A 24,720-nucleotide genomic window follows, 5' to 3' on the forward strand; every position below is an offset into this window, starting at 1 on the left:
CTGGCAATTATATGTATATTGCAGTGCTTACTCATACGAAAAACCCCCTCAAAATCAATTGAGGGGGTGAAAAGTCATTCCCTCATCTGCCAGCAAAAGCTGATGGAATTAGCACCTTGTCCAAAACGGATGGTTGCTGCAGCGTCCTTGGGCCAATCCCTCAGCTGCTCTTGATGAGACCACTGTCTTTCATATACTATACGAAATTACTGAAGAATGCAAGAGGAGAATAAAAAAGGAAACGCCAGGGCGGAAAAGCCAACTCATCGGGTGCCCTTTTCAGAAAATAATAAAGAATACAAAAGGCGGCCTCCGTAAAAATGGAAGTCGCCTTTATGCTTTTATAAGAAGGCTGTTCGCAAAATCCATTTCCGGAAATCTTCCGGTGACAGATTTTGCCGTCTGGACGCAGATCCCATCTGCCCCTCCAGTCTTTTACCTTATTTCATGATACTGGCAATCTTTTCAATAATAAGTGTGCCAATATCCTCTTTAGCCATTCGTGGATAGCTGGAAACATGGCCATCCGGAGTGAGAAGAGAAACCTGATTTTCATCCACATGGAAACCGGATTCCGGAGAGGATACATCATTGGCTACCAACAGATCCAGATTCTTTCTGACCAGTTTTTCCCTGCCATGAGCTATTACATCATTGGTTTCTGCGGCAAAGCCAACCAGTACCTGATTCTGCTTTCTTTCTCCCAGCCCCAGAAGGATATCCGGATTCAGGGTAAGTTTGAGATCCGGAGAAGTCATGGTTTCCTTCTTAATCTTCTGATCAGCCACAGCGGCCGGACGGTAATCCGCAACGGCTGCCGCCATAACCACCACATCACTGGTGTCATACTGCCTATCCACCGCCTGTTTCATTTCCACGGCGGAAGATACGTATTCCATATCGGCCCCTTCCGGATGAGGAAGCGGCGGATTTGTGCTGATAAGGTGAACCATGGCTCCTTCCCTTAAAGCGGCACGGGCAATGGCATATCCCATCTTTCCGCTGGAATAATTGCCAATGTAGCGCACCGGATCAATAGCTTCCCGTGTGCCGCCTGCAGTAATAAGGACTTTTTTACCTTTCAGTAGTCCACGACCATTCAGAATCTGGTCCATGGCTGAAAAAATCTTGCTTTCTTCAGGGAAACGTCCTTTGCCGCTGGCATTGCATGCCAGATGGCCGCTGTCCGGATCCACAAAATGATATCCAAAGTTGTGAAGTTTTCTCATGTTATCCTGCACAATCGGATTATCAAACATGTGTGTGTTCATAGCGGGAACGAAAAGGATTGGCGAATGAGCAGAAATCAGTGATGTGCTGAGCATATCATCCCCAATTCCTGACGCTACTTTACCGATAATGTTGGCTGTAGCCGGAGCCACAACAAAAATGTCCGCCCAAGCGGCAAGCGCAATGTGACGAACATCAAAGTTTGTGACCTTGCCAAACATATTCACAGCTACCGGATTACCAGACAATTCAGCAAACAGACGGGATGCTACCAATTCAGTTGCATGTTCCGTCATAATGACACGGATTTCTGCACCCATCTGACGAAGGTGGCTTACCAGTCCGCATGCCTTATAGGCAGCAATGCTGCCTGTTACTCCCAGTACAATATGTTTGCCTTTAAAGTTCATAAGGCCTCCGCTTTAACGGTTGCGAATACGACTTGCATCCGCATAGGTAATCTTGCCATCATCAATTTCCTGCAGAGCAATACTTACGGTCTTTTTGCCTTCTGCACCTTCAACCAGTGGTGCAGCACCATCATTCAATTCACGGGCACGCATAGCGGCCAGGGTAACCAGAGTATACTTATTATCGACTTTCTTTACCAGGCTGTCGATAGACGGATAACTCATCATTTGGAACCAACCTCCTTGTTAATATACTGATTAAATATAACTTCTACCTGTCCTTCATTGCGGGACAACTTACAGGATTCTGCTTCCAGAATGGAGCAGACCTTGTGTACAGCATCTTCCAGCACATCATTGACAATGATGTAATCGTACTTATGCGCCATAGCCAGCTCATCGGTAATCTTTGCCAGACGCTTCTGAATTACTTCCTCGCTGTCTGTCCCACGGCCATGAATACGGGCGGAAAGAACATCCAGAGACGGAGGTACTACATAAACAAATACCCCCTGTGGATATCTCTGCTTAACCTGCATAGCTCCCTGGATATCAATTTCCAGAAGTACGGATTCTCCGTTTTCAATTTTATCGAGAGCATACTTCTTAGGTGTACCGTAATAATGATCATACACCCGGGCATATTCAAGGAACGCATCTTCCTTAATCAGTTTCTCGAATTCTTCATTCGTGCGGAAGAAATAACTTGTCCCTTCTACTTCCCCTTTACGTGGAGCTCGTGTAGTCATGGAAATGGAATAATTCAGTTTTGGGAAAATCTTGCGGATAGCCGCACAGATTGTTCCCTTACCAGCCCCAGATGGGCCGGATACTACCAGAAGTATTCCCTTGTCTTTTTTAGTTGTGTTCATTATTCTTCGTCAAGCTCCTCAGATTCAGCACTTACAATATCCTTAGTCAACAGGCGATGAGAAATAGTTTCAGGCTGTACAGCAGACAGAATAATCTGCCCGGTATCCATAATAAGTACTGCACGCGTCTTGCGGCCATACGTGGCATCAATGAGCTGCCCGCGGTCACGGGATTCCTGTACAATACGTTTTACCGGAGCGGATTCAGGACTGATAATTGCCATGATACGATTGGCAGCTGCCATATTGCCAAAGCCGATGTTAATCAGTGAAAAAGCCATATGTCATACCTCTATTCCAAATTCTGAACCTGTTCTCGCATCTTTTCGAGTTCAGTTTTAATCATTATAACACAATTAACTATGTCAAGATTATCTGCCTTGGAGGCGGTGGTATTGACTTCCCGGTTGATTTCCTGAAGAAGGAAGTTAAGTTTCTTACCTTCCGGGCCATCAGAACGCAGAATCTTACGAAACTGATCCAGATGACTTCCCAGACGGACAACCTCTTCTGTAAAATCGGTCTTTTCCGCGTAGGCGGCGATTTCCGTAAGGATACGGCCTTCATCTACCGCGATGTGCAGACCGCCAAGCAGTTCAATCAGGCGGGCCTTAAACCGGTTTTCATAGGCATATACCGCTTCATTGGCATGGTCCATAAGGAACTGACGCTTATTCTCAATCCAGTCCAGGCGCTTAAGCAAATCTTCGGTGAGATTTTTACCTTCCCGTACACGCATGGCAATGAGCTGCTGAATGGCTTCCGAAGCCGCTTCTCTGGCCAGGTCAATCATTTCCTCTTCCGGAATCTGCTGTTCTTCCACAGTAAGCCATGGTTCTGGGAGGGTCAGGAGATCCTGCACGGTCACCTTGCTCTTTTTGATGCCTTTAACATGCTTCAGTTCCTGAAGCGCCTTCACATAGGCAGACAGGAGTTCCTTATCCACATGTACCTGACGGCCGCTGCCTCCCTGAGCGGGGATGAAAGATATCTTTACCGTTACCTTGCCCCGTTCCAGTGAATCCTTTACCATCTGATAAACCGTCTGAGATACCGCTGCCGGTATTTTGGAATCATGTAAGGATATTTCAAGGAAACGGCTGTTTACGGTACGGATGTTGACTTCCAACGTCCCCAGCGCATGAGAAGCACTTCCGCTTCCATATCCGGTCATACTCTGCATGAGATTACCTCCCCTTCAGATTAATTCCGGGGTAAAATCCCCTTCAAAGGCCATCGCTGCCGGACCGGTCATAAATACATGACTGTCTCCGCCTTTCCAGGAAATATGCAGTGTGCCTCCATCCACGTCAATGTAGGCTTCATCTTTGGCCAGTCCATTGAGAATGGCCGCAACTGCCGTAGCGCAGCATCCGGTGCCGCAGGCCATGGTAATTCCTGTTCCCCGTTCCCATACACGCATACGGAAACGATTGTTTCCCAGAGGATGGACGAACTCTACATTGGTCTTCCTTGGGAAATGCACATCTTTTTCTATAGCGGATCCTTCCTTCTTCAGGAATTCATCATCCGGCACATTATCCGTAAAGATGACACAGTGCGGATTGCCCATGGAAACACAGGTGACCTTATAGTGACTGCCTGTGGAAGAGACCAGTTCTTCTGAAACCACGGGATTTCCTGAAAATCCGGTAGTAGGAACCACAGCGGCTTCCAGATGAGGTGCCCCCATATCCACGCGCACTCTGTGGTCATCCAGGATTTCCGGATAGAGGATTCCAGCCCCTGTTTCTACAGAGAACCGGCGAGTACTTACCAGGCCCAGTTCATAGGCCCATCTGGCAAAGCATCGGATTCCATTACCGCACATTTCAGCTTCAGAACCATCCGCATTAAAAATACGCATACGGAGATCCGCCTTCTGGGAGGGCAAAACAAAAATAATGCCATCCGCACCGATGCCGAAATGTCTGTCACAAATGCGTTCACACTTGTCGAGTACAGGTTTCAGGTCATCCATATGCATGGCATTAATAAATACGAAGTCATTGCCGCATCCATTCCACTTAGTAAAATGCATTGAAATCTCCCTTTCTGATGTCGTTTCCCTATCTGAAAACGGCACATAGTCATCAAAAATATATTAATACATTTTAGCATTACCATGGGTAAATGTAAAATGATATACTAAGAAACGGCGAGCATACAGACGAAATAATGTCTGTTGTCTATTTAAAACCACTAATCAGGTAAAAACTCTCCGCTTTTTGCCTGACGAACCTATATACAGTGTAACAGGATAGTGTTAACCGGAAGAAAGGACATACTATGCAACTTGACAGCCTAATGATATGCCATCTGGTAAACGAATTGAATCAGCAGCTGATTGGCGCACAGATTCGTGAAATCCATCAGACCGATGACCGTATGTTTGAAATAGAATTATTCCGTGCGGATGCGAAGCCCATGCATCTTCTTCTTTGCGCGTATACCCCTACATATCTCTGCGTATTGAGCCATAAGAGAAAAAATACGAATTTTATTCCTTCCCAGACATTCTGCATGTCCATGCGGAAACATCTGGAAGGAAGCCGTATTGCCTCTGTGACCCAGATAAACATGGACCGCATTGTCCGTATTGAGTTTAATCGCATTGAAGATGGAAGTGCCATTGTTTCCCGGTATCTTTACTGTGAACTCCTTCCATCGGCTCCGAATATCATCCTTACCCAGGATGGAACCATTCTGGACGCATGTATCCACAGCCGGAAAGAAGACCGGACCGTTCTCCCTCAGGTGGAATATACCCTGCCTAAGAATTCCGGGCGCATGAATTTTATGGAATTTTCAGAAGCAGAACTCCGGAATGTACTGGACTATCCGTCTACAGAAGATGATGACACCGCGCCATCCATCCTTTTCCGTCTGTTTAATGGTCTCAACCGTCAGGTAGTGGAAAAGATCTGTACCGTGGCAAATATCGGATATGATGATCTGTATTCCACTTTAACTGGCGAAGGAAAAGATAAACTGGCACATGCCCTGTACAACGTGGCTCAGGAAATCGCGGATACCACCGGTCTCTATCTTTATACCGATGCCAGCGGCCGGGTATCCCGGTCGGCGATTCCCCTTTCTGATTCCCTTCCATACACCCATGTGTCAGTCAATGACTGGATTTATCAGGAAGTATCCAGCTCAGGCGGGGTTATTGCCGCTGCGGTAAAGAATCTGGAAAAACAGATTCATTCCGCATGGAAGAAGGAACTCCGGAAAGAGCGGAAAATCCGGGAAGAAATGAATGAAACCGCTAAAATGGAAGAATATAAACTCTGGGGTAATCTCCTTTCCATTAACGCATGGCAGAAAGTTCCCCACGAGAAATCCATAACCGTATCTAACCTATTTGTCGACCCGCCGGTAGATATAACTATTCCACTGAATCCGGAACTGAACCTTTCCTCCAACAGCCAGCTCTACTTCAAAAAGTACAATAAGCTGAAAAAGCGCAAGGAAATTGGCGCGGAGAAGATTAAAGAATGCCAGCAGATGCAGGAATATCTGAACAACCTGGCCTTCTTTGCCGCTGATGTAAAAGACAGAAAGGCACTGGATGCGCTGAAAGAAGAACTGAAGGCCGCCGGTATCCACAAACAGGAAACCCGCAGACCAGGCCATAAGAAGAACAGCCGGAATCCGGAACTAGCCACAGTAACCGTAGATGGATTCACCATCTATATCGGGCGCAATAACGTTCAGAACGAGTATCTTACCCTCCATAAGGCCGACAAGCAGGATGTATGGTTCCACGCCCAGAAAATTCCTGGCTCCCATGTAGTCATTCACAGACAAGACGCGCGGGAAGAAATTCCTGAAAATGTACTCCTCCACGCCGCCCGACTCGCCGCTAAACACAGTCAGGGCCGGGATTCAGGAAAAGTCAGCGTAGACTACACTCTCATCAAATATGTAAAGAAAATCCCACAGGGACCTCCAGGACTGGTTAATTACTCCCACCAGAAAACCCTCGTAGTAACACCGGAACCGTAGTGATATAGTGTTAATACGCACATTCGAACTATTAACCAGAGAGTCCCTGTTCGTGTTAAATATGCAGGCTTAACAGGTCCGTATTTGCCCTCATTTCCTTGAAATCTTCTCACCGAAGTTTTCGAGGAAATGAGGGCAATATCTTGTCGTCATTTGATTCAACTCCTTATCAAAGACCTGCGGACCGAGCAAAGTGCTTATCCGCTCATCTATGTATCCCCATCCTTCTATCGCATTTTCCCTTTCCCCTATGTTAAAATAGGCCAGGTGCTGATTCATGCACCAGATATTTTTTATAAAGGAGTCTTTACTATGCATAAGCACGAAACACCTCATGCACACAACTGTGCATGCCATGCATGTCATGGAACACACGGCCAGAATCATCAGAGCCGGAATGGAAGCTCCTCCTCAGGAGAAAGCCCATCCTCAGATGATGATGGCCCCTCGCAACCTCAATTAACAACTATTCATGATCACAGCCAAGATTCGGATCTGAAAGCACTGAAAGAATATACCGATGATGTGATGAAAGACGAAAATGCGCGTAAGGAAGATGAACGCATCGCTTTCGGTCATTACCATGAACAGAAAATACGGCATCCGCTGAAAGGACACAGAGCCGACTGTCACTGCACACAGTGTGAAGAACTGATAAAGTTCTGCGACCAGTGTGGACGTTCTCTGTCAGAATGCACCTGTAATTTTCTGGGTAAGACATATCACGAAAGTATCTATTCTCTCGCTCATCTGGACTGCCTCATTTGTGCAGCCCGCCTGGAAAGTGCCCTCCGCCGTCTCCCGGCTGTGTTTTTTGCATCCCTGAGTTTCCGGACCAAGATGCTGTATGTCATCTCCAGGGAAGATATGTCTCATGTCCTTCCCTCCCTGAAAAAGACAGCCGCTCGAATCGATCCGAAAATTCAGATTATGCCGTTTACATCCCCGGAAAAGGCAGTCACTAAAACCTACGATATGCCGACTCTGGACTGTCCGAACTGCACCCTTAAGCTGGAAAAGATTATAAACCAGCAGGAAGGTGTCATTTCCGCGGAAATCTCCTATGCGAGCAAAAAGCTGAGACTGACAGCACTGAATCCGGATGCCCTTCTCCCTTCCCTCAGGGAAGCCTGCAATGCCATTGAACCGGGAACCCGTATAGTGGACGCGTCAGAAGCGCAGGAAGAAAAACCATCCGCTGAATCAAAAGACAGAACCCTTCCAGCAGGACTGGCCTGCTACATTCTGGGGCTCATCCTGTATTATCTGCCCCAGGTACCCCGCCTTTGGGGAATTGTTCTGCTTCTGGCAAGCTACCTTCTTCTCGGCTGGCCGGTATTTAAAAATCTGATTCGCAATATCCGGCATGGTGAATGGTTTGACGAAAATGTGCTCATGACCATCGCTACCGCAGGTGCTCTGGGAGTAGGTGAATATCCGGAAGCGTCCGGTGTACTGTTCTTCTTCCGTATAGGCGAAGTGCTGGAAGACAGAGCATCCGAAAAGAGCCGCCGTGAGATTACGAAAGCTGTGGATATGCGGCCTGATACGGTCATCCTTCTAAAGGATGGCACAGAAACTACTGTGGACGCATCCTCCATCCATGTAGGCGACACACTGATGATTCGCCCGGGAGACCGTATCCCTCTGGATGGCATCGTCCTCAGCGGCAATTCCCATGTGGACACCTCTCCTATCACCGGAGAGTCCGATCCCAGAGAGATACATCCGGGAATCAGCCTTGTCTCCGGATGCGTCAATCTGGAAGGAACACTGACTATGCAGGTAACCAAGGAACTTTCGGAATCCATGGTAACCCGTATTCTGGATGCGGTAGAAAACGCAGCGGCCACCAAGCCGGAATTAGACCGGTTCATCACCCGATTTTCCCGTATCTATGTACCGGTTGTCGTAGGCATTGCCTTAATTACTGCAATCCTTCCACCCCTGTGGATGGGTGGCTGGAAGCACTGGATTTATACAGCTATGACCTTCCTGGTTATCTCCTGCCCGTGCGCCCTGGTTATTTCTGTGCCCCTTTCCTTCTTTGCAGGCATTGGTGCCGCTTCTAAAAAGGGAATCCTGTTTAAGAGCGGACAGGTTATAGAAAAGATGGCAACAATCCGGAATGTACTTCTGGACAAAACAGGAACCCTGACTAAAGGCCGTTTCTCCGTTGTCCGCATTGAACGGGAACCGGGTATAGAAGAAATGGAACTTTTGTCCCTGGCAGCGGGTCTGGAAACCTATTCCACTCACCCTATAGCCCATTCCATTGTCAATGCCGCCCGGGCCAGAGACTGTCAGGCCAAGCCATTTACTGATGTTCAGGAAATATCCGGTCATGGGCTGGAAGGAAACTCCGGAAATGATCATGTATGTGTAGGAAACAGGAAATGGATGCTTGCCAGAGGAATTCCTGTAAATACCGCGGATACCTGGGAAGGCACATCCATCTATGTGGCTGTCAATAATCATCTGGCCGGAAAAATCTGCATAGCCGATACACCAAAAGATGACGCAGCCGATGCGGTACGCCAGTTGCATGACATGGGACTGCATGTAGTCATGCTCACAGGCGATACAGAAAAATCCGCACGGATGATAGCTGACAAACTGCATATAGACGAAGTACACGCCAGTCTTCTTCCGGAAGACAAGCTGAAGGAAATGCAGAACACCCGCATAGAAAGGGGCCCTGTTCTCTTTACCGGGGATGGGATTAACGACGCGCCGGTGCTGGCCGGAGCCGATGTAGGCGCCGCTATGGGCAGCGGTTCCGATGCTGCTATCACCGTAGCGGATACCGTGTACATGACCTCTCAGGTTTCTTCCATTCCGGAATCTATCCGACTGGCAAAGAAAACCGTGAGAACTGCCCAATTTAACACCCTGTTTGCACTGACAGTTAAAGCCTTGGTCATGCTGCTCGGATTTGCCGGTTACGCCAACATGTGGCTCGCCGTATTCGCCGATACAGGAGTCACTCTACTCTGCATCCTCTTCTCCATGACACTGCTCAGAGATTCTCAGAAACAGTAAGATTCTGAAATATCCTGGCTTTTGGCATATAAAGGATAGTCGCGGGAATTTAGAAAGACTAAAGGCTGTGCGATCTTTTTGCTTTGCACAGCGATTCAATTCCAATAAAAAACGTCAGGAATACCAATTTATTCCTGACGTTTTTTATTGGAGATACAGGGCAAGGAATACAGTACAAAAGTGTTGTTTCCTGTATTACAACATACGAAGATGAGATGATGCACAAAGCTTATCAAACATACAGATACTTTCCCTTATTCAAACATAGAGCAATCTACCTTCCCCCACCAGCCAACAAAGACCGGGCTGTCAATAGTATTGAAATCAAAGATTTCATAATTCTATGGACTTACAGCCAATGACGACAAGCTATTGTCATCATTCCACCCTTTCTCTCCAGAACGGGAAACTTGCTATGTTCTTTCCATTTGGATGCTACTGCATTCTTACGGTCTTTTGCTTTTAGCTCATCAACCATACTTCCTTCCGTGTCATTGTCTTACGAAGATGTCGAGCATGATTTTCCGCCTTGGGCCTTCCATAAATATACTTTGACAAATAAATTCCCTTTTTCCCCATATGTCCCCCTCTATACATAAGCAAATTATAACTCAAAGCTTCAGCAATATTCCCCTTTGTTCTAACATACAGCAATCTACTTTCCCCCACCAGCCAAAGGCTGGCGGTCCGCCCTTTCTCTCCAGAACGGGAAACGTGTTGCATGCTTTCCATCTATCGGCTTTTGCTTGTTTTCCTTTTTACAAGAGAACATTCCGTTATCTAACCTTTAGCCTCCTGGCATATGTCTGTGTATAAAGGCCGTCACGAACATATATCCTTTTGCCATAAAAGTAAGCGGTTCCGTTTTTTGGCTAAAGAAATTCTTACTCTACGATTTTTCTCTCTGGAGAGAGAGGGGGAATGACGAGTATATGATATGCCTTTCCTCCTCGTCACCCGCATACTCAATTCTAAGATCAGTCTTGTTCCCACTGCAATTCCCAACCACATCAAAAAACGACAGGAAAAATTCCTGCCGTTTTTTCTGAAGAAAGCTTTTCTGGTTTTCATGTCTGAAAGCCTGCATGATTGTCTACTTATCTCAAGCTTTAAAGCCGACCGGCCCACCGATCATAGAAAATTCTTACGGGTTTTCTATATAAAGGAACTGTGGACCATCATTTGCAGATAAGCGAAGTGATTCTGCTTTTCTCCTGTCTCAAACCTGTCTTTTTACACCAGTCTTGTTCCGTCTTCTTCCAGTTTGACTCTGCCCATCTTGTAGAGGTGACCCAGTGCGCGTTTGAACGAGCCTTTGCTCATATCCAGTGCGTATTTGATGTCGCCGGGACTGCTCTTATCAGAAAATGGCATAAAACCATTATGTTTTTCCATAAAATCGAGCAGCTTTTCCATATCTGCATCCATTGCCTTTTCCTTAGTAGGACGCAGGGAAATGTTCAGACGGCCATCTTCACGTACGAAGGTGACGCGACCGGTTACTTCCTGTCCAGCTTCCAGATTTCTCGGCATATCATCCTTATAGAGGAAAGCAATCCACTTCTCGCGGGTAATGATAAACGCGCCAGATCGGGTAATGTTGTAAACAGTACCTTCAATCTTGCCACCCACCTTGATTCCATGAGCGGGTTTTGCAATTTTTATCATATCTTCTGCCACGCCACGCATGGTAACAGCCAGACGGCCTGTCTTATCAGTATAGAGCTTAATCCAGATTTTCTGTCCAGGATGAACACGGCCTATGGTTTCAGAAATAGGAAGAAAAATTCCTCGTTCAGTTCCCACGTCCACAAATGCACCAAACTTAGTAGTAAGCAGGACATCAGTATAGGCAATTTCCCCGTCCTTAACCTTTGGCAATCGCATACTGGCAGTAAGACGGTGATGCGGGTCATGATACAGGAATACCTTTACCCGATCCCCAACTTTTACCGGTTCCGTCTGCTGTGCATTATGAAGCAGAATATCATCATTGGAATCACCGGTACCTGCGGAAAGGAATGCACCAAAGTCAGCCACACGGACCACTGGAAGTGTGGCAATAGAATTTTCCTTCAGTGTCATTTCTTTTTTCTGAACAAAATTGCGGTTCCGTTCGGAGTATTCTCGCTGTTTTTCTTCATCGTAAACAGGGTGGAATCTCTGGGTACGGCTTTTTGAAAAATCTTTTTTTACTGTTTTCTGTGTAATATCTTTTTCCATCAATTATCTTTTCACCTTAAGCATGCCTTCAAAGCCATCGGCTTCATCATCTTCTTCATGATATTCTTCTGCCGGTGCTTCACTCCAGAGGCTGTCCAGTTCGTAATGACGTCTTTCATCATCTGTGAAGATATGAACGATAACGTCACCAAAATCCAGAAGGATCCAGTCCCCTTCACGATAGCCTTCCTTGCGGAGGCAGTGAACCTTCTTTTCTGCCATCTTGTCTTCCACCGCATCAGCAGCTGCCTGGCTCTGCTTCTTGTTTCGTGTAGAAGCCAGAATGAAATAATCAGCAATAGATGTCAGATCTCTCACATTAAGAACCTTGATAAGGACACCTTTCTTATCCGCAATAGCATGACAAATTTCTTTAATTTCCTGATTCATTGATTAAAATCTCCTTTATTTAATTCATAGTAGAAGCAATGGTCTTCTGCATTTCAATCGGGTTTACTACCCATACCTTAGTATTTTTATCTTTGTTTTCCATCTCTCCTGGGAGAATGGCAAACTGAATATTTTCAGCCGGGAAACCAGTAATATCATAAGCCAGAGATGCGGCTTCCTTATAGGTAACATTGGAATAATAAGGAGCCCAGTAATGACGCACCATTTCCCAGTTGGTAACCGCATAGTGCTGCTGCATCTGAAGCAGACAGGTCTTCATAAAACGCTGCTGTCTCTGAATCCTGGCAATTTCATCCTGTTCCGGATCCATGTAGCGTACATAAGCCATCGCACCATTAGCATCCAGAGTCTGATAACCCGTGTACAGATGGAAATCGGCTGTTCCATCTCCCTTATTATGCATCATTTCCTGTTCCACATACAGATTTATATTTCCGAAATGGTTCATAGCCTCATTAAATGTTTTTTCATTGAAAATGATGAAATGGTTAATACGGATATGCATCAGATTTTCAATACAGCTTTTGGTTTCAATGACTCCGCCCTTGCGATAAGCTTCCCCCACCGTAATCTGATTCTTTGCATCAATGCCAAGTCCGGATGATGTACTGGCAGGCACAGAAATCAGCTCCAGATGTTTCGTCTTGCGGTCAACAGAGCAGACAATTACCGTCTCTGCAGACGGCACCGGGTCATTATTTATCCCCACCAGCAGATAATAATCAGGTGCTGAAGCCGTCTCTGCTGTTCCCGTATCAGATTTCATTGACACATAGCGGTATATGGATGCGGCGGCATAAACCAGGGCTCCACACAAAGCGATAATGACCAGAATAAATGCCATCAGCTTTCCCAGACGAATGTGATATTTTCTTCTACGCATTTACAGCCCCTCTTCCATTTTTTTCAGCAGATCATTCCGCCCTTCCATGGTTAGCGGATAAATGAAGGCATTGGTATCCAAAAGATGTGAAATGGTAGATGCATAAGCTGCCAGTACCGCCTTATCCAGTGAAATTTCTGAAAGCCGGCGAAGATTGTCCACGCCAGGAAAATCTCTGGATGGTTCAATATAATCTGCCAGAAAAACAATCTTTTCCAGAAGCTGCATATCCGGATGTCCTGTGGTGTGATAATAAACAGCAGACAGAATTTCCTCATCCGTTATATTGAACAGTTTTCTCGCCAGAACGGATCCGGCCGGTCCATGGAGGAGCGCCTTACTGTTATATAGTGCCAGATCCATGGGAATACGGCCTTCATCTGCCAGCTGTTGCATTTTCTCCAGAGGGAGATTTTTTGCACAATCATGCACGAGGCCGGCAAGTTCTGCCTTGTCAGGATCGGCATACCCATAGTTTTCAGCCAGGTGGCGGGAAACAGAAGCAACTCCCAGCGAATGGATATATCTCTTATCTTTTAACAATTCCTTCAAACGTTTTTTTATTTCCTTCTTATCCATGGTTACCTTCTGTATAAATGATGTTCTTTAATAAACTGAATAACGGAATCCGGCATAAGATAGCGCGTGGAAACTCCCCGTGCAAGCCAATCCCTGAGAATGGTTGACGAAATGGCCAATTCAGGCGTTTTCAGTGTAAGAATCTTCTCCTTTCCCAGTTCACCGAAAAAGGCAATGGTTTTTGCAAGCTTTTCCTTCTTTTCCGGGCGGCTGGCGCTGATAAAGTAGCAGGCATGGAGAAGCTCCTTATTGTATTTCCATTCCGGCAGATCAGCTACTGCATCTGTACCGGCAATAAAATAAAAATCGGTGTTCACATCACAGCGTTCCCGCAGTTCCCTTATGGTATCCACCGTATAGGAAATGCCTTCCCTCTCAATCTCAATGGGAGAAATTGAAAAGTGGTCATTTCCTGCAATAGCCAGCCTGACCATTTCATATCGAAGGTACTTATCTATATTATGCATATCCTTCTGCGGGGTATCGGCAGTGGGAATGAAGATAATCTTCTCCAGGCCAAACTCCTGCCATGCAGCTTCCGCTATTACCAGATGTCCAATATGTATGGGATTAAATGAACCACCGAAAATTCCTATTTTATGTGACATAAATAAATTGCTACATCCAAGAATAAAACACAAATAATAATGAAAACAAGTACTTCCAGACAATGACGCACTTCAAAACGGCCTTTTGTCGTCTTAGTCAGATAATACCATATCCACCTGAGCTTATACGCCAGGGAAAAATCCTTTTGTTTATTGCTCATCCACGTACCTGTCCATCGCCGAATATCTTATATTTGCATGTGACCAGTGCTTCCAGTCCCATAGGGCCTCGTACATGGAGTTTCTGTGTACTGATGCCGATTTCAGCACCAAAGCCAAATTCAAAACCATCAGTAAAACGAGTGGACGCATTCACATAGACACAGGCTGCATCAATAGCATTTACAAAAAGGCGTGCATTTTTCTTGTTTTCAGTGACGATACATTCCGAATGATGAGTAGAATAACGGGAAATATGATTTATGGCTTCTTCCAGAGAATCCACTACCCTGACGGAAAGTATGAGATCACCATATTCTGTACTCCAGTCTGCCTCCACTGCAGGAATGGCATGAGGCCACAGAGAACATATTCTTTCATCACCCCGGATTTCCACTCCGTAGGCTTCCAGTTCAGGAAATACCTTCTTCACTGCAGCATCAGCTACATCCTTATGGATAAGAAGGGTTTCCATAGCATTGCATACGGATGGACGCTGAACCTTGGCATTGACTATGATTCTGACTGCCTTGTCCAAATCCGCTTCTTTATCCACATAGGTGTGGCATACCCCGCTTCCGGTTTCAATCACAGGAACAGAGCTGTTGCTTACCACCGTCTGAATCAGGCGATGGCCGCCTCTGGGGATAACCAGGTCAATAATGCCACGAAGATGAAGCAGTTCGTTTACCAACTCATGGGATGGATCCAGAATGCTGAATACGGCCTGCTTTGGTACATTACAGGATACCAGAGCCTTCTGAATAACCTGTGTCAGTGCCGCATTGGTAAAATGAGCCTCTTTGCCACCACGGAGTATGCAGGCATTACCACTCTTGAGACAAAGCACTGCCGCATCCACTGTCACATTCGGACGGGATTCATAAATCATGGCGATCGTACCAAAATGTACGGATGTCTTTACGATTTCCAGGCCATTAGGCAATGTACGGTCACTGATAGTCCTGCCCGATGGATCCGGGAGGGTCATAACCTGTCTTACCCCTTCCGCAATGGAGACAATCCTCTTCTCAGTCAGATTAAGTCGTTCCTTCATGGATGATGACAGATGAAATACTGATTCCGCGCGTTCCATATCCTTTGCGTTTTCCGCAAGGATGAAATCCGACTCTTTCAGAAGAGCATCATGAACAGCACCGAGTACTTCATTCTTCTTTGATTCCGAAAGACTGCCTAACACCTGGGAAGCTTTTTTAACTTCCAGACACGCTGCTTTAAGTTCACTGCTGTTCATATCATGTTCCTCCTTAGCGGATTACAAGTAAATAATTCCGATGTACTACCGTGTCATATGTCTTTTCATACCCAAGACGTTCGCTTAAGTCGTCCGTCTGGCATCCGCGGATGCTGTTCACATCTTCTGCATCATAATGGGTAATGCCACGGGCTATTTCCTGATCTCCATAACAGATGGATACCGGATCTCCCACATGGAAGTTTCCTTCTGCCCGCAAAATACCGACCGGCAGGAGACTGGAGCCATTATTCACAATGGCATCCCGGCATCCTTTATCCACATAGATTCTACCTTTAATAGCAGAGCCAATAATAATCTGCCGCTTCTTCATCTGCGGATGCACATTATCGGCCTGGAACAGGGTACCAATGGCTTCACCATCCATAATAGAAAAGAGAACATCGTGAATACTGCTGTTGGCAATTACCATATCTATCCCCGAGCGGGTACAGATTTCCGCAGCTTTCATCTTAGTCTGCATGCCACCCGTACCACGGGCAGTTCCCGCTCCGCCAGCCATATCCATATATTTTCTGGAGAATTCGCCGACATAGGAAATAAACTGAGCATCAGGATTGGCAGAGGGATTATCTGTATATAACCCGTTGACATCAGAAAGGATAATCAGCAGATCTGCCTCACAGATACTTGCGACTACAGCCGACAGGGTATCATTATCTCCTACCTTAATTTCATCGGCAGTCACCGCATCATTTTCATTAACAATCGGGATAGCGTCCAATGCAAGAAGCGCATCCAGACAGCCACGGGCATAGAGATATCGTTTAGGATTCAGCGCATCCCCTTTTGTAAGGAGAATCTGAGAAACAATCCCGCCATATTCGTGAAAGAACTTTTCATACAGATGCATGAGCGTTCCCTGCCCAACGGCTGCACAGGCCTGCTTTTCCGGAAGATTCTTCGGTTTGGTCGTATAGCCAAGACTCGGCATACCCATGGCAATGGCACCAGAAGATACGAGAACCATTTCATACCCGCGGTTCTGCAAATCCATCAACTGGCGGGCCATGCTGTCAAAAAAACGAAGGTTTGGTTTTCCGTTCGGATAGGTAAGAGAACTGGTTCCAATCTTAACCACCACCCTCTTTTTAGCAGGTATGGCCTGTCTGGCTTTCAGTTCATCTTGGGAGTTCATAATGTGACTTATCATCTTTCTGACGGAACAGTACACAGTTGCGTCCGATAACCTGTACCAGTTCACAGCCGAGATTATCGGCCAGAAGTTCTGCCACATGACGGATATCTTCCGCAGAATTCTGATTAATCTTTACCTTAATCAGTTCGTTAGCTGTGATATTTTTTTCTGCACTGTCAATAACGGAAAAAGTAAGACCATCCTTGCCAATCTGAACGGTTGCCGGCAGATGACTTGCCAGCGCTTTAAGATACTGTTTCTGTTTTCCTGTAAGCATACTATTCTTCATCCTCCTGTGGAGTATCTTCTCCATGTTTTCTTGCTGTATAAGTGAATTCCACACCGTACAGATTTACGGTATCGCCTTCTTTAATGCCTTCTTTCTTCAGAAGCTTTTCCAGATCCATGTATTTCCATGCCTTTTCAAAACGGCGAAGAGATACATAATCATCAAAATTGGTCATATTTACAAGCTTCTGTACGCGTTTACCTGTCAGATAATAAACGCCATCTTCCACCTTAACCTTGAAATCATCAGGCTTCACATCATAAATGATGGAAGTATCCGGAGTTTCCAATTCTACCTTCGGTGTAGCTTCAATGATCTGCCATGCTCTTTCCATAAGCGGCTTCAATCCACGGCCGTCCAGAGTGCAGATAGGGAAAAATTCATACCCTTCCGCTTCGATTTCTTCTCTCAGCTTGTCAAGTTTTGACATATCGGTAATCAGGTCAATCTTGTTAGCGGCCACCAGCTGTTTCTTTTTCGTCAGTTTATCGCTGTACTTAGCCAGCTCCTGGTTAATGACATGGAAATCATCTATCGGATCTCTGCCTTCACTGCCGGCAGCATCCAGTACATGAATCAGTACGCGGGTGCGTTCAATATGACGCAGGAATTCATCCCCCAGACCTACCCCTTCACTGGCCCCTTCAATAAGACCTGGAATATCCGCCATAACAAAGCTTCTGGATTCATCCAGGTTAACCATGCCAAGAATCGGATTCAATGTAGTGAAATGATAAGCAGCTACCTGCGGCTTAGCACCGGATACTTTGCGGATAAGGCTTGACTTACCAACACTTGGATATCCAAGAAGACCTACATCAGCCAGCACCTTCAGTTCCAGACGCATTTCTCTGCGTTCCCCAGGTTCCCCTTTTTCTGCATAAGTTGGTGCTCTTACGGCAGGCGTTGCGAAATGGGAATTGCCTCTGCCTCCCCGTCCGCCTTTTGCCAGTACAACCCGCTGACCATGATGAGTCATATCGGCAATTAATTTGCCTGTGTCAATATCATAAATCAGTGTACCCAGCGGAACCGGGACCAGTACATCGTCAGCTGCTTTGCCAAAACAATCCTTGGCACCCCCGTTTTCCCCTTTTTTAGCGGCCCATTTGCGATGGCGTCTGAATGCTTGCAGTGTGTTGATTTCCTGATCAGCTACAGCAATTACAGAACCACCTTCACCGCCATCACCACCAGCCGGGCCTCCGCGGGGAACATACTTTTCCCGGCGAAATGCCACCGCTCCATCGCCACCGGCTCCGGATTCAACGATTATTCTCGCTCTATCAATAAACATAATATACCTCTCAGTCAAAAACGCATAAAGTCTTACCTTATATTATACAAGATACAGGCCCAGATGGAAATGCAGGAAGTTATAAAGACCGCATGGAGATTTGAGGTTTGAGCATGGATATGGAAAAGGTCGTCAGGAATATAGATACATTCTGACGACCTTGTTTTATTTTGAGAAAATATTTACAACATGCTCACTGCAAAAGTTGGATACTTTTGTGCAGGCTTTGCATTCTACTCATCTTGATTCTCTATTTTGTGGGGATAAAGGATAACAATGCGGATATTGCACATGGATTTTCATCAGTTCAAAATGTTATATACACTAACTGGCTTTCCTGCTTCCTGACATAGAAGAAATCTAATTTCCCTTGCTCGAACATATTACGTCTCACGTATAACATTGGATATAGTTGTTCTCCAGAATGGGAAACGTTTGAATTCTTGCCTTTATCTAATCATCAACATTCTGGCTTATGTTAGAGTATAAAACTAAGTCAGTGGAAAGTAGAATCCTCTTTGTTGGAATGTAGGAAAGCATGCTGTTGTTCTGGGATTATTGTAACCAGGCAATCCGCATTCTTACCCTTATCAAGCTTTAATACGGACCTGGATACCAAATATCCTCTTCTTGCAAAGGGTAAGAATGCAAAAGCTGATTAAAGGAAAGCATGAAAAACGATGCTCCTTTCTTGAAAGAAAGGGGGACCGACGAAGTCGGTGGATAGTTGATTCCACTTTGTTTGAATAAAGGAAAGTAGAAGGATATCACATATTTCCCTCTCTGGAGAGAGAGGGGGACCGACGCATGTCGGTGGAAAGTAGAATCCTCTTTGTTGGAATGTAGGAATAGCATAAACATGTTGCCAATAATTACTCAAAATGGACATACCATTCATGCAATCTTTGATTTTCTACTTATCAGCCATACTACCCTTTGTTCTAACATACAGAAATCTACTTTCCCCCACCAGCTAAAGCTGGCGGTCCGCCCTTTCTCTCCAGAACGGGAAACCTTCGAGCCCCTGCCCCTGTCAATTCAAATTCATTCTTTGAGATTGCGTGTTTTTCTCGATACTTATATCTTCGTCAAAATAGGAAACTGAATTCTAATGGGAAGTGCTTCATTGTCTGCCACATCCCCTAATAACCGGTTCCCTCCATTCTCAAACCTGTCTTTACCTCACCAGGTACACCTTCACCTGTTTGTTTCCCCAGCTGTAGGCCTGTTCCATGGTATCCACACCTACATCGATGATGTTTCCTTTAACGCTTCCGCCTATATCATCGGCTATGCAATATCCGTATCCCTCTACAAAGAGGACACTTCCAATCGGAATTACAGACGGGTCTACAGCCGCATGTCCTTTACCAGCATAATTCCCACTGTATGTAAAACCGGTTCCGCCGGCATTAGGCGCATAGGCGGTAGACTGCATAATCATCACCTGTTTATAATCTCCGGTAAGAGATGGTGCTCGACTCAGACGATTCCATACTCCTTCATCCACTACACCGGTAAGCGGCATGGAATTTTTCTTCTGAAGTTTCATTACTGCCTGCTTCGTACCATTGCCGAACTGTCCATCCACACCCCCTGGATTATATCCGTGAAGCAGAAGCAGATTTTGCAGTTTTACTACCCGGTCTCCTGAATCTCCCAGTTCCAGCTCATCTTCCATCTGACTGCCGGATTGCCGGTTATTTTTGGCTATTACCTTGTTAAGAACAGATAAGGTCCTGGCATCCACATTTCCGGTTACCGGAAGTCCCAGTTTTTTCTGGAAAGTGCTGACAGCCTTAACGGTATTATCTCCATATATACCGTCCGCCTTATCAGAAAGGAAACCCGCCTTTTTCAGTTTTGTCTGAATAGAGGCTACATCCGGCCCCTGATCCCCTTTTCCAAACAGATAAGTTCTTCCGCCAGTGGATGGTGCCACACGGGAAGGGGCTGTTCGTGGCAACGCGTTGACAGCCGGTGCAGAGGTTACCTTCTGCGAAGATGACTTATGCACCTGCGCCTGTCTTGCCATTTCTGCATTGACTTTCTGCCCCAATTTGGGGTCAGCAGCCTGCAATGCACTGGCGGTGGACTCATCAATCACCCCGGACACCGGAAGTCCTGAAGCTTTCTGAAAATCAGAAACTGCCTTAACCGTTCCCGGGCCATATCTTCCGTCTACGCCGCCCTTCAGATAGCCTTTAGCCTGAAGAATCTGCTGGTAAGTAATTAATGTACCTCCGGTATTTCCTTCCGCAATCAGTACTCCGCCACCTGCACGAGTTCCCCCTTTGGCGCGTTTAATGGCCGCCTGCGTTGCGTCATCCGCTATTCCGGTTACGCGAAGTCCATGATCTTTCTGAAATAATTCAACCGCTTTGACCGTAGTGGACCCATAATCCCCATCTACCTGGCGGGCAAAATAACCGCAGTCTATCAGCTGCTGTTGCAACTGAGAAACCTCAGGTCCCTTCATTCCCCCGGACAGAGAAGCAGCCGAAACACTGCCCGCCATCGTCAGAGTGAGAAGAGATGCCAGAAGAATTTTTCTTATTCCCTTCATGTATCCACCTCCGTAAAAACATTTTTATTTTATCATGATTTACCACTTTGTGCCATTTCCCGCCTGGGAAATGGCGAGGTAAGAGGTTGGAGGTAGGAGGCTGGAGGGAGCAAATTTACTCCGTTCATTTGCACGTGGATTCTGCGAATAGCTAAAAAACAGGTTTGAGTTTTGAGGTTGGAGGTTAGAGGGGGATATGGAAAACTTTGGTAAATTAAAAGCCGAAAGAATCAGTATTGCATTTGATTCTTTCGGCTCTTATACAAGAAATACCATTCGCAAAATCCACTTGCAGATGCGCGAAGCTAATCTGCCAAACCTCTAACCTCCAGCCTCAATTCTTTTACCTATCTTCATTATCAGAGTGCCAAGCATTCGGATGATTTCATCGTACAATGCTAATGCTCGTTTCATTTCCATGTCGTTTATATAACCCAGATTTTTAGAAATTAGAAGCTGGGTTTCCACTTCGGCAGCTGACCCTTTTGCAACCCGTAGAAAAAAGACAAACTCTTTATCAGTACCTCGGCTTAGCCCTTCTGCGATATTTGATGGAATGGAAATAACTGCTCGTCTTATCTGATTTGTTAACCCAAATAACTCTTCCCTGGGAAATCCACGAGTTAACGAATAGATAAAACTCGCCAACGCCATTGATTTCTGCCAGACAATTAAATCCTTATGATCCATAATCCACAAATCCCCCTTACTCAAAAAAATACCCTAAGTAAACAAATACAAATTCATAAACCCCAATTCTATAATCTGTACTTATATTAATATCATTATATCATAATTTTAACATTTTGTATTTTAATATTCATTTCCTTCAAGGCATCAAAAAAGACTTCCATTTGAATTGGAAGTCTTTTGGATACGTTATATAAGAAGATGCCATTCGCAGAATCATTCTGCAGATGAGCGTAGCAAGTCTGCCAGACCTCCTACCTCAAATCTCCTACCTCTAACCTCTCCTATCAGTTCTGCCACCAAACCACACCGGTGGTGTTCTTGAGAACGTTCTTTACAAACTTAGGAGAAGCTACCCCATTTGCCTGCTGCGTTTCGTAATCATCCAGCGCTTCCTTAACTCTCGGGAAGAGAATAAGGATGGCCGTAACGTTGGTCAGGACCTGGAATGCCATGAACAGGTCGGCGAGGTTCCATACCAGTGGCAGATCGGCAATAGAACCAAAATATACCATCACGCCTACCAGACCACGATACAGATTAAGTGGCCACTTCTTCTTGGTAAGGTGGGAAATATTGATTTCACCATAATAGTAGTTACCTACAATAGAGCTGAACGCAAACAGGAAAATCAGAATAGCTACTGCAGATGGAGCAATAGAGCCAAAGTACTGAGACAGATTCCACTGTACCAATTCGATACCCGTCAGATTAGTGGTTGTGTAGTCGCCAGACAGGAGAATAATGAATGCACTGGCAGAACAAATAAACAGAGTATCTACATACACACCGAAAGACTGAATCAGCCCCTGTACTACCGGATGATCCGCATCAGCGGTAGCTGCCGCATTCGGAACAGAACCTTCACCGGCTTCGTTGGAGAACAGACCTCTCTTGAAACCTGTAAGAACAGCCGCACCCATACCGCCACCAGCAGCTGCCTGGAAGCTGAATGCATCTTCCAGAATTTCTGCAAAAACGTGCGGAAGCAGGTTGATGTGATAAATCATGATTCCCAGAGCTACCAGGATATACACGCCTGCCATCAGTGGAACCATCCATTCGGTTACACGTGCAATACGACCAAGACCGCCACAGATAATAGCTACAGAGGCAATAGCCAGGATAATCCCCATAACTGCCCTGTCAAAACCAAACGCGGAATTGAGCGCCAGACTGATGGTGTTAGCCTGTACAGAGTTATAAATCATACCGTAAGTAACAGAAATGAGTACAGCAAACAGAGCTGCCCAGGCACTGTATCCCAAACCATACTTCAGATAGTAAGCCGGGCCGCCTCGGAAGGAAGTTTCCCCCTTCTTGCCGGTTACCGGAACCTTATAAATCTGGCCAAGGGTGGATTCTACAAATCCGGTAGCTGCGCCAACTACGGCAATGAACCACATCCAGAAAATAGCTCCCGGACCACCGGTGGTAATTGCAATGGCAATACCCGCAATATTACCTACCCCTACGCGGGATGCGGTGCTAACACAGAATGCCTGGAATGGAGAAATTTCATTCCCCTTTGTCTTGGAACCAGCAGAAGAGACAATAAGCCGGAACATTTCCTTAAAATGTCTGATCTGTACAAAGCGGAGACGGAATGTGAAATAGAATCCCGCAACTACCAGCAATGTAATGATGACGTAGGTCCAGAGGAACCCATTCACGTCAGATACAATGTTGTTCAAAAAATCCATCATACTTTCTTTCCTCCCGTGTCATAAAAAAAGACTTACAGGTACCATAAAAGTACAAGCCAGTAAGTCTTCTTTGACAAGATATTAACTTTTCTCTTAATTTTATACTATATATGTATAAAAAGCAATGGGGAGAAATATAAAGATAGGTTTGAGATAAGAGATAAGAGGTTAGAGGCTGGCAGATTTGCTTCGCGCATCTGCAGATGGATACTGCGTATTGCCTCTTTGTATAAAGGCAGACCGCCTGCAGAATGCAGTCTATCAGACACGAAAACCTGAAAGGTTTTCTTCAGACTTCAGACCGAAAGCCTGGTGGGCTTTCTTTCAGACTAAAAGAACTCAGAACATTTGCATGCTTTCCTGTACCCAAACAACGTGGTATCAACTATCCCCCATCCGCCCAGCGGATGGTCCACCCTTTCTCTCCAGAAAGGAGCAATGTTTCGCAAGTTTCCCTTTGTGAAGCTTTTGCATTCTTGCTTTTTCATAAAGCGGAAGAAGTGCAACATATTACCGTTATCCCCATTGATTCACATACAGCATTCTACTTTCCACCACCAGCCGTTGGCTGGCGGTCCCCCTTTCTCTCCAGAACGGGAAACCTTCGAGCCCCTGCCCCTATCAATTCAAATTCATTCTTTGAGATTGCGTTTTTTCCTCGATACTTATATCTTCGTCAAAAAATGTATATCTACTATTTTGTGCTATACCTCGACTAATCGTTAACAGGTAGAAGCTATACCGAAGGAAAGCTTCTAAGATATTTCCCTCTCTGGAGAGAGAGGGTAAAGGTCGCAAACTTTGTCTGCTGTCGGCAAATTCCTATGGGATTTGGGACGGTGTGAAGCGGAAGGTTTTCTTCTTGCAAAGGGCAAGAATGCAAAAGCTGATTAATGGAAGCATGCAAAACGTTTTCCTCTCTGGAGAGAGAGGGAGACCATCGAAGATGGTGGAAAGTAGATTCCTCTATGTTGGGATAAGGGAAAGCAAAAGGATGTTACATATGGCCTTTTTTATAAAAACGTTCCTTATCCACTCTCCAACCACATACCTCCAACCTGTCTATGTAGCAAAGGAAAGCATGCAGCACGTTTTCCTCTCTGGAGAGAGAGGAGGGCCATCGTAGATGGCGGAGAGTTGATTCCTGTATGTGCATCGTAAGGAATTATAGGTAAAGCTCCTGGCTCTGTCTGCTCCTAAGTTCTTTCAACCTCTGCTTAACCACATAATCAATGTACTCACATACCCCTGACAGGTTCGTTAATATCTCTTTATTCATAAATCGTAATACAAGAATACCAAATTGTTTCATAAAAACCGTTCTTCGGTA

At 45.6% G+C, this 24,720-nt stretch carries 22 protein-coding genes and 1 riboswitch; of the genes, 3 read left to right on the forward strand and 19 right to left on the reverse strand.

The genetic code is table 11. The features are described 5' to 3' along the window. Positions 1-79: 79 nt before the first annotated feature. A riboswitch (SAM riboswitch) is annotated at positions 80-180 on the reverse strand. A gap of 260 nt (positions 181-440) precedes the next feature. From coaBC to dapF, 6 genes are read right to left on the reverse strand one after another with little or no spacing between them, the layout of a single operon-like run. Beyond that, complete coding sequence (coaBC, locus tag BLQ79_RS06050; RefSeq protein WP_091364848.1) at positions 441-1,640, reverse strand: bifunctional phosphopantothenoylcysteine decarboxylase/phosphopantothenate--cysteine ligase CoaBC; 1,200 nt, start codon at positions 1,638-1,640, stop codon at positions 441-443. Between the two features lie 12 nt (positions 1,641-1,652). Further along, positions 1,653-1,868, reverse strand: coding sequence for a DNA-directed RNA polymerase subunit omega (rpoZ, locus tag BLQ79_RS06055; protein ID WP_091364850.1), 216 nt, complete (start codon positions 1,866-1,868; stop codon positions 1,653-1,655). Continuing rightward, entirely contained in the window at positions 1,865-2,512 is a 648-nt protein-coding gene (gmk, locus tag BLQ79_RS06060) for a guanylate kinase (protein ID WP_091364852.1), read from the reverse strand. Before gmk ends, rpoZ begins: the two co-directional genes overlap by 4 nt. After that, positions 2,512-2,793 (reverse strand): extracellular matrix/biofilm regulator RemA, encoded by a 282-nt coding sequence (remA, locus tag BLQ79_RS06065; protein ID WP_091364854.1) that lies wholly within the window; start codon positions 2,791-2,793, stop codon positions 2,512-2,514. The genes gmk and remA overlap by 1 nt, the downstream gene beginning before the upstream one ends. Positions 2,794-2,804: 11 nt before the next feature. After that, a complete protein-coding gene (locus tag BLQ79_RS06070) occupies positions 2,805-3,695 on the reverse strand; it encodes a YicC/YloC family endoribonuclease (RefSeq protein WP_091364856.1) in 891 nt (296 codons plus the stop codon). Between the two features lie 15 nt (positions 3,696-3,710). Then, positions 3,711-4,553, reverse strand: a complete 843-nt coding sequence (gene dapF / locus BLQ79_RS06075) for a diaminopimelate epimerase (RefSeq protein ID WP_200779844.1) — start codon at positions 4,551-4,553, stop codon at positions 3,711-3,713. Positions 4,554-4,801: 248 nt separating this feature from the next. Here dapF and BLQ79_RS06080 point away from each other — a divergent pair, with 248 nt between their 5' ends. Together BLQ79_RS06080 and BLQ79_RS06090 are read left to right on the forward strand one after the other, a co-directional pair. Next, positions 4,802-6,523, forward strand: a complete 1,722-nt coding sequence (locus BLQ79_RS06080; protein ID WP_091364858.1) for an Rqc2 family fibronectin-binding protein — start codon at positions 4,802-4,804, stop codon at positions 6,521-6,523. Between the two features lie 312 nt (positions 6,524-6,835). Next, positions 6,836-9,565: a heavy metal translocating P-type ATPase gene (locus BLQ79_RS06090; protein ID WP_091364862.1), complete on the forward strand. Its 2,730-nt coding sequence runs from the start codon at positions 6,836-6,838 to the stop codon at positions 9,563-9,565. Between the two features lie 1,233 nt (positions 9,566-10,798). On the opposite strand, the gene BLQ79_RS06100 is transcribed toward BLQ79_RS06090, so the two are convergent. The 10 genes from BLQ79_RS06100 to BLQ79_RS06145 all read right to left on the reverse strand — a co-directional run bounded on the left by BLQ79_RS06100 (position 10,799) and on the right by BLQ79_RS06145 (position 20,994). Then, positions 10,799-11,650, reverse strand: coding sequence for a CvfB family protein (locus BLQ79_RS06100; protein ID WP_200779846.1), 852 nt, complete (start codon positions 11,648-11,650; stop codon positions 10,799-10,801). A gap of 141 nt (positions 11,651-11,791) precedes the next feature. Then, a complete protein-coding gene (gene rsfS / locus BLQ79_RS06105) occupies positions 11,792-12,178 on the reverse strand; it encodes a ribosome silencing factor (protein WP_091364866.1) in 387 nt (128 codons plus the stop codon). Between the two features lie 19 nt (positions 12,179-12,197). Continuing rightward, complete coding sequence (locus BLQ79_RS06110) at positions 12,198-13,082, reverse strand: LCP family protein (protein ID WP_091364868.1); 885 nt, start codon at positions 13,080-13,082, stop codon at positions 12,198-12,200. Then, positions 13,083-13,661 (reverse strand): bis(5'-nucleosyl)-tetraphosphatase (symmetrical) YqeK, encoded by a 579-nt coding sequence (gene yqeK / locus BLQ79_RS06115; RefSeq protein ID WP_091364870.1) that lies wholly within the window; start codon positions 13,659-13,661, stop codon positions 13,083-13,085. A gap of 2 nt (positions 13,662-13,663) precedes the next feature. Beyond that, positions 13,664-14,269 (reverse strand): nicotinate-nucleotide adenylyltransferase, encoded by a 606-nt coding sequence (gene nadD, locus BLQ79_RS06120; protein WP_091364872.1) that lies wholly within the window; start codon positions 14,267-14,269, stop codon positions 13,664-13,666. Between the two features lie 157 nt (positions 14,270-14,426). Continuing rightward, positions 14,427-15,683 (reverse strand): glutamate-5-semialdehyde dehydrogenase, encoded by a 1,257-nt coding sequence (locus tag BLQ79_RS06125; protein ID WP_091364874.1) that lies wholly within the window; start codon positions 15,681-15,683, stop codon positions 14,427-14,429. A 13-nt stretch (positions 15,684-15,696) separates the two neighbouring features. Further along, positions 15,697-16,842 (reverse strand): glutamate 5-kinase, encoded by a 1,146-nt coding sequence (gene proB, locus BLQ79_RS06130; RefSeq protein WP_091364876.1) that lies wholly within the window; start codon positions 16,840-16,842, stop codon positions 15,697-15,699. Then, a complete protein-coding gene (gene yhbY, locus BLQ79_RS06135) occupies positions 16,826-17,119 on the reverse strand; it encodes a ribosome assembly RNA-binding protein YhbY (protein WP_091364878.1) in 294 nt (97 codons plus the stop codon). The genes proB and yhbY overlap by 17 nt, the downstream gene beginning before the upstream one ends. Position 17,120: 1 nt before the next feature. After that, positions 17,121-18,428 carry a GTPase ObgE gene (gene obgE / locus BLQ79_RS06140; protein WP_091364880.1) on the reverse strand — a complete coding sequence of 436 codons (1,308 nt, stop codon included), beginning with the start codon at positions 18,426-18,428 and terminating at the stop codon, positions 17,121-17,123. A 1,177-nt stretch (positions 18,429-19,605) separates the two neighbouring features. Beyond that, complete coding sequence (locus BLQ79_RS06145) at positions 19,606-20,994, reverse strand: peptidoglycan-binding protein (RefSeq protein ID WP_091364883.1); 1,389 nt, start codon at positions 20,992-20,994, stop codon at positions 19,606-19,608. A 196-nt stretch (positions 20,995-21,190) separates the two neighbouring features. Between BLQ79_RS06145 and BLQ79_RS08450 the strand changes: the two genes are divergently transcribed. Then, positions 21,191-21,319 carry a hypothetical protein gene (locus BLQ79_RS08450; protein ID WP_268761824.1) on the forward strand — a complete coding sequence of 43 codons (129 nt, stop codon included), beginning with the start codon at positions 21,191-21,193 and terminating at the stop codon, positions 21,317-21,319. Here the strand turns inward: BLQ79_RS08450 and BLQ79_RS06150 are convergent. From BLQ79_RS06150 to BLQ79_RS08490, 3 genes are all read right to left on the reverse strand, one after another. After that, positions 21,316-21,684 (reverse strand): four helix bundle protein, encoded by a 369-nt coding sequence (locus BLQ79_RS06150; RefSeq protein WP_200779845.1) that lies wholly within the window; start codon positions 21,682-21,684, stop codon positions 21,316-21,318. The two genes, BLQ79_RS08450 and BLQ79_RS06150, sit on opposite strands and share 4 nt — an antisense overlap. Before the next feature lie 287 nt (positions 21,685-21,971). After that, a complete protein-coding gene (locus tag BLQ79_RS06155; protein WP_234944943.1) occupies positions 21,972-23,390 on the reverse strand; it encodes an alanine/glycine:cation symporter family protein in 1,419 nt (472 codons plus the stop codon). A 1,165-nt stretch (positions 23,391-24,555) separates the two neighbouring features. Next, positions 24,556-24,720 (reverse strand): DUF559 domain-containing protein (locus BLQ79_RS08490; protein WP_143270093.1); only part of this gene is annotated, 165 nt, incomplete at its 5' end.

Origin of the sequence: Dialister histaminiformans (assembly GCF_900103425.1) — a bacterium.
Classification (GTDB): Bacteria; Bacillota; Negativicutes; order Veillonellales; family Dialisteraceae; genus Allisonella; species Allisonella histaminiformans.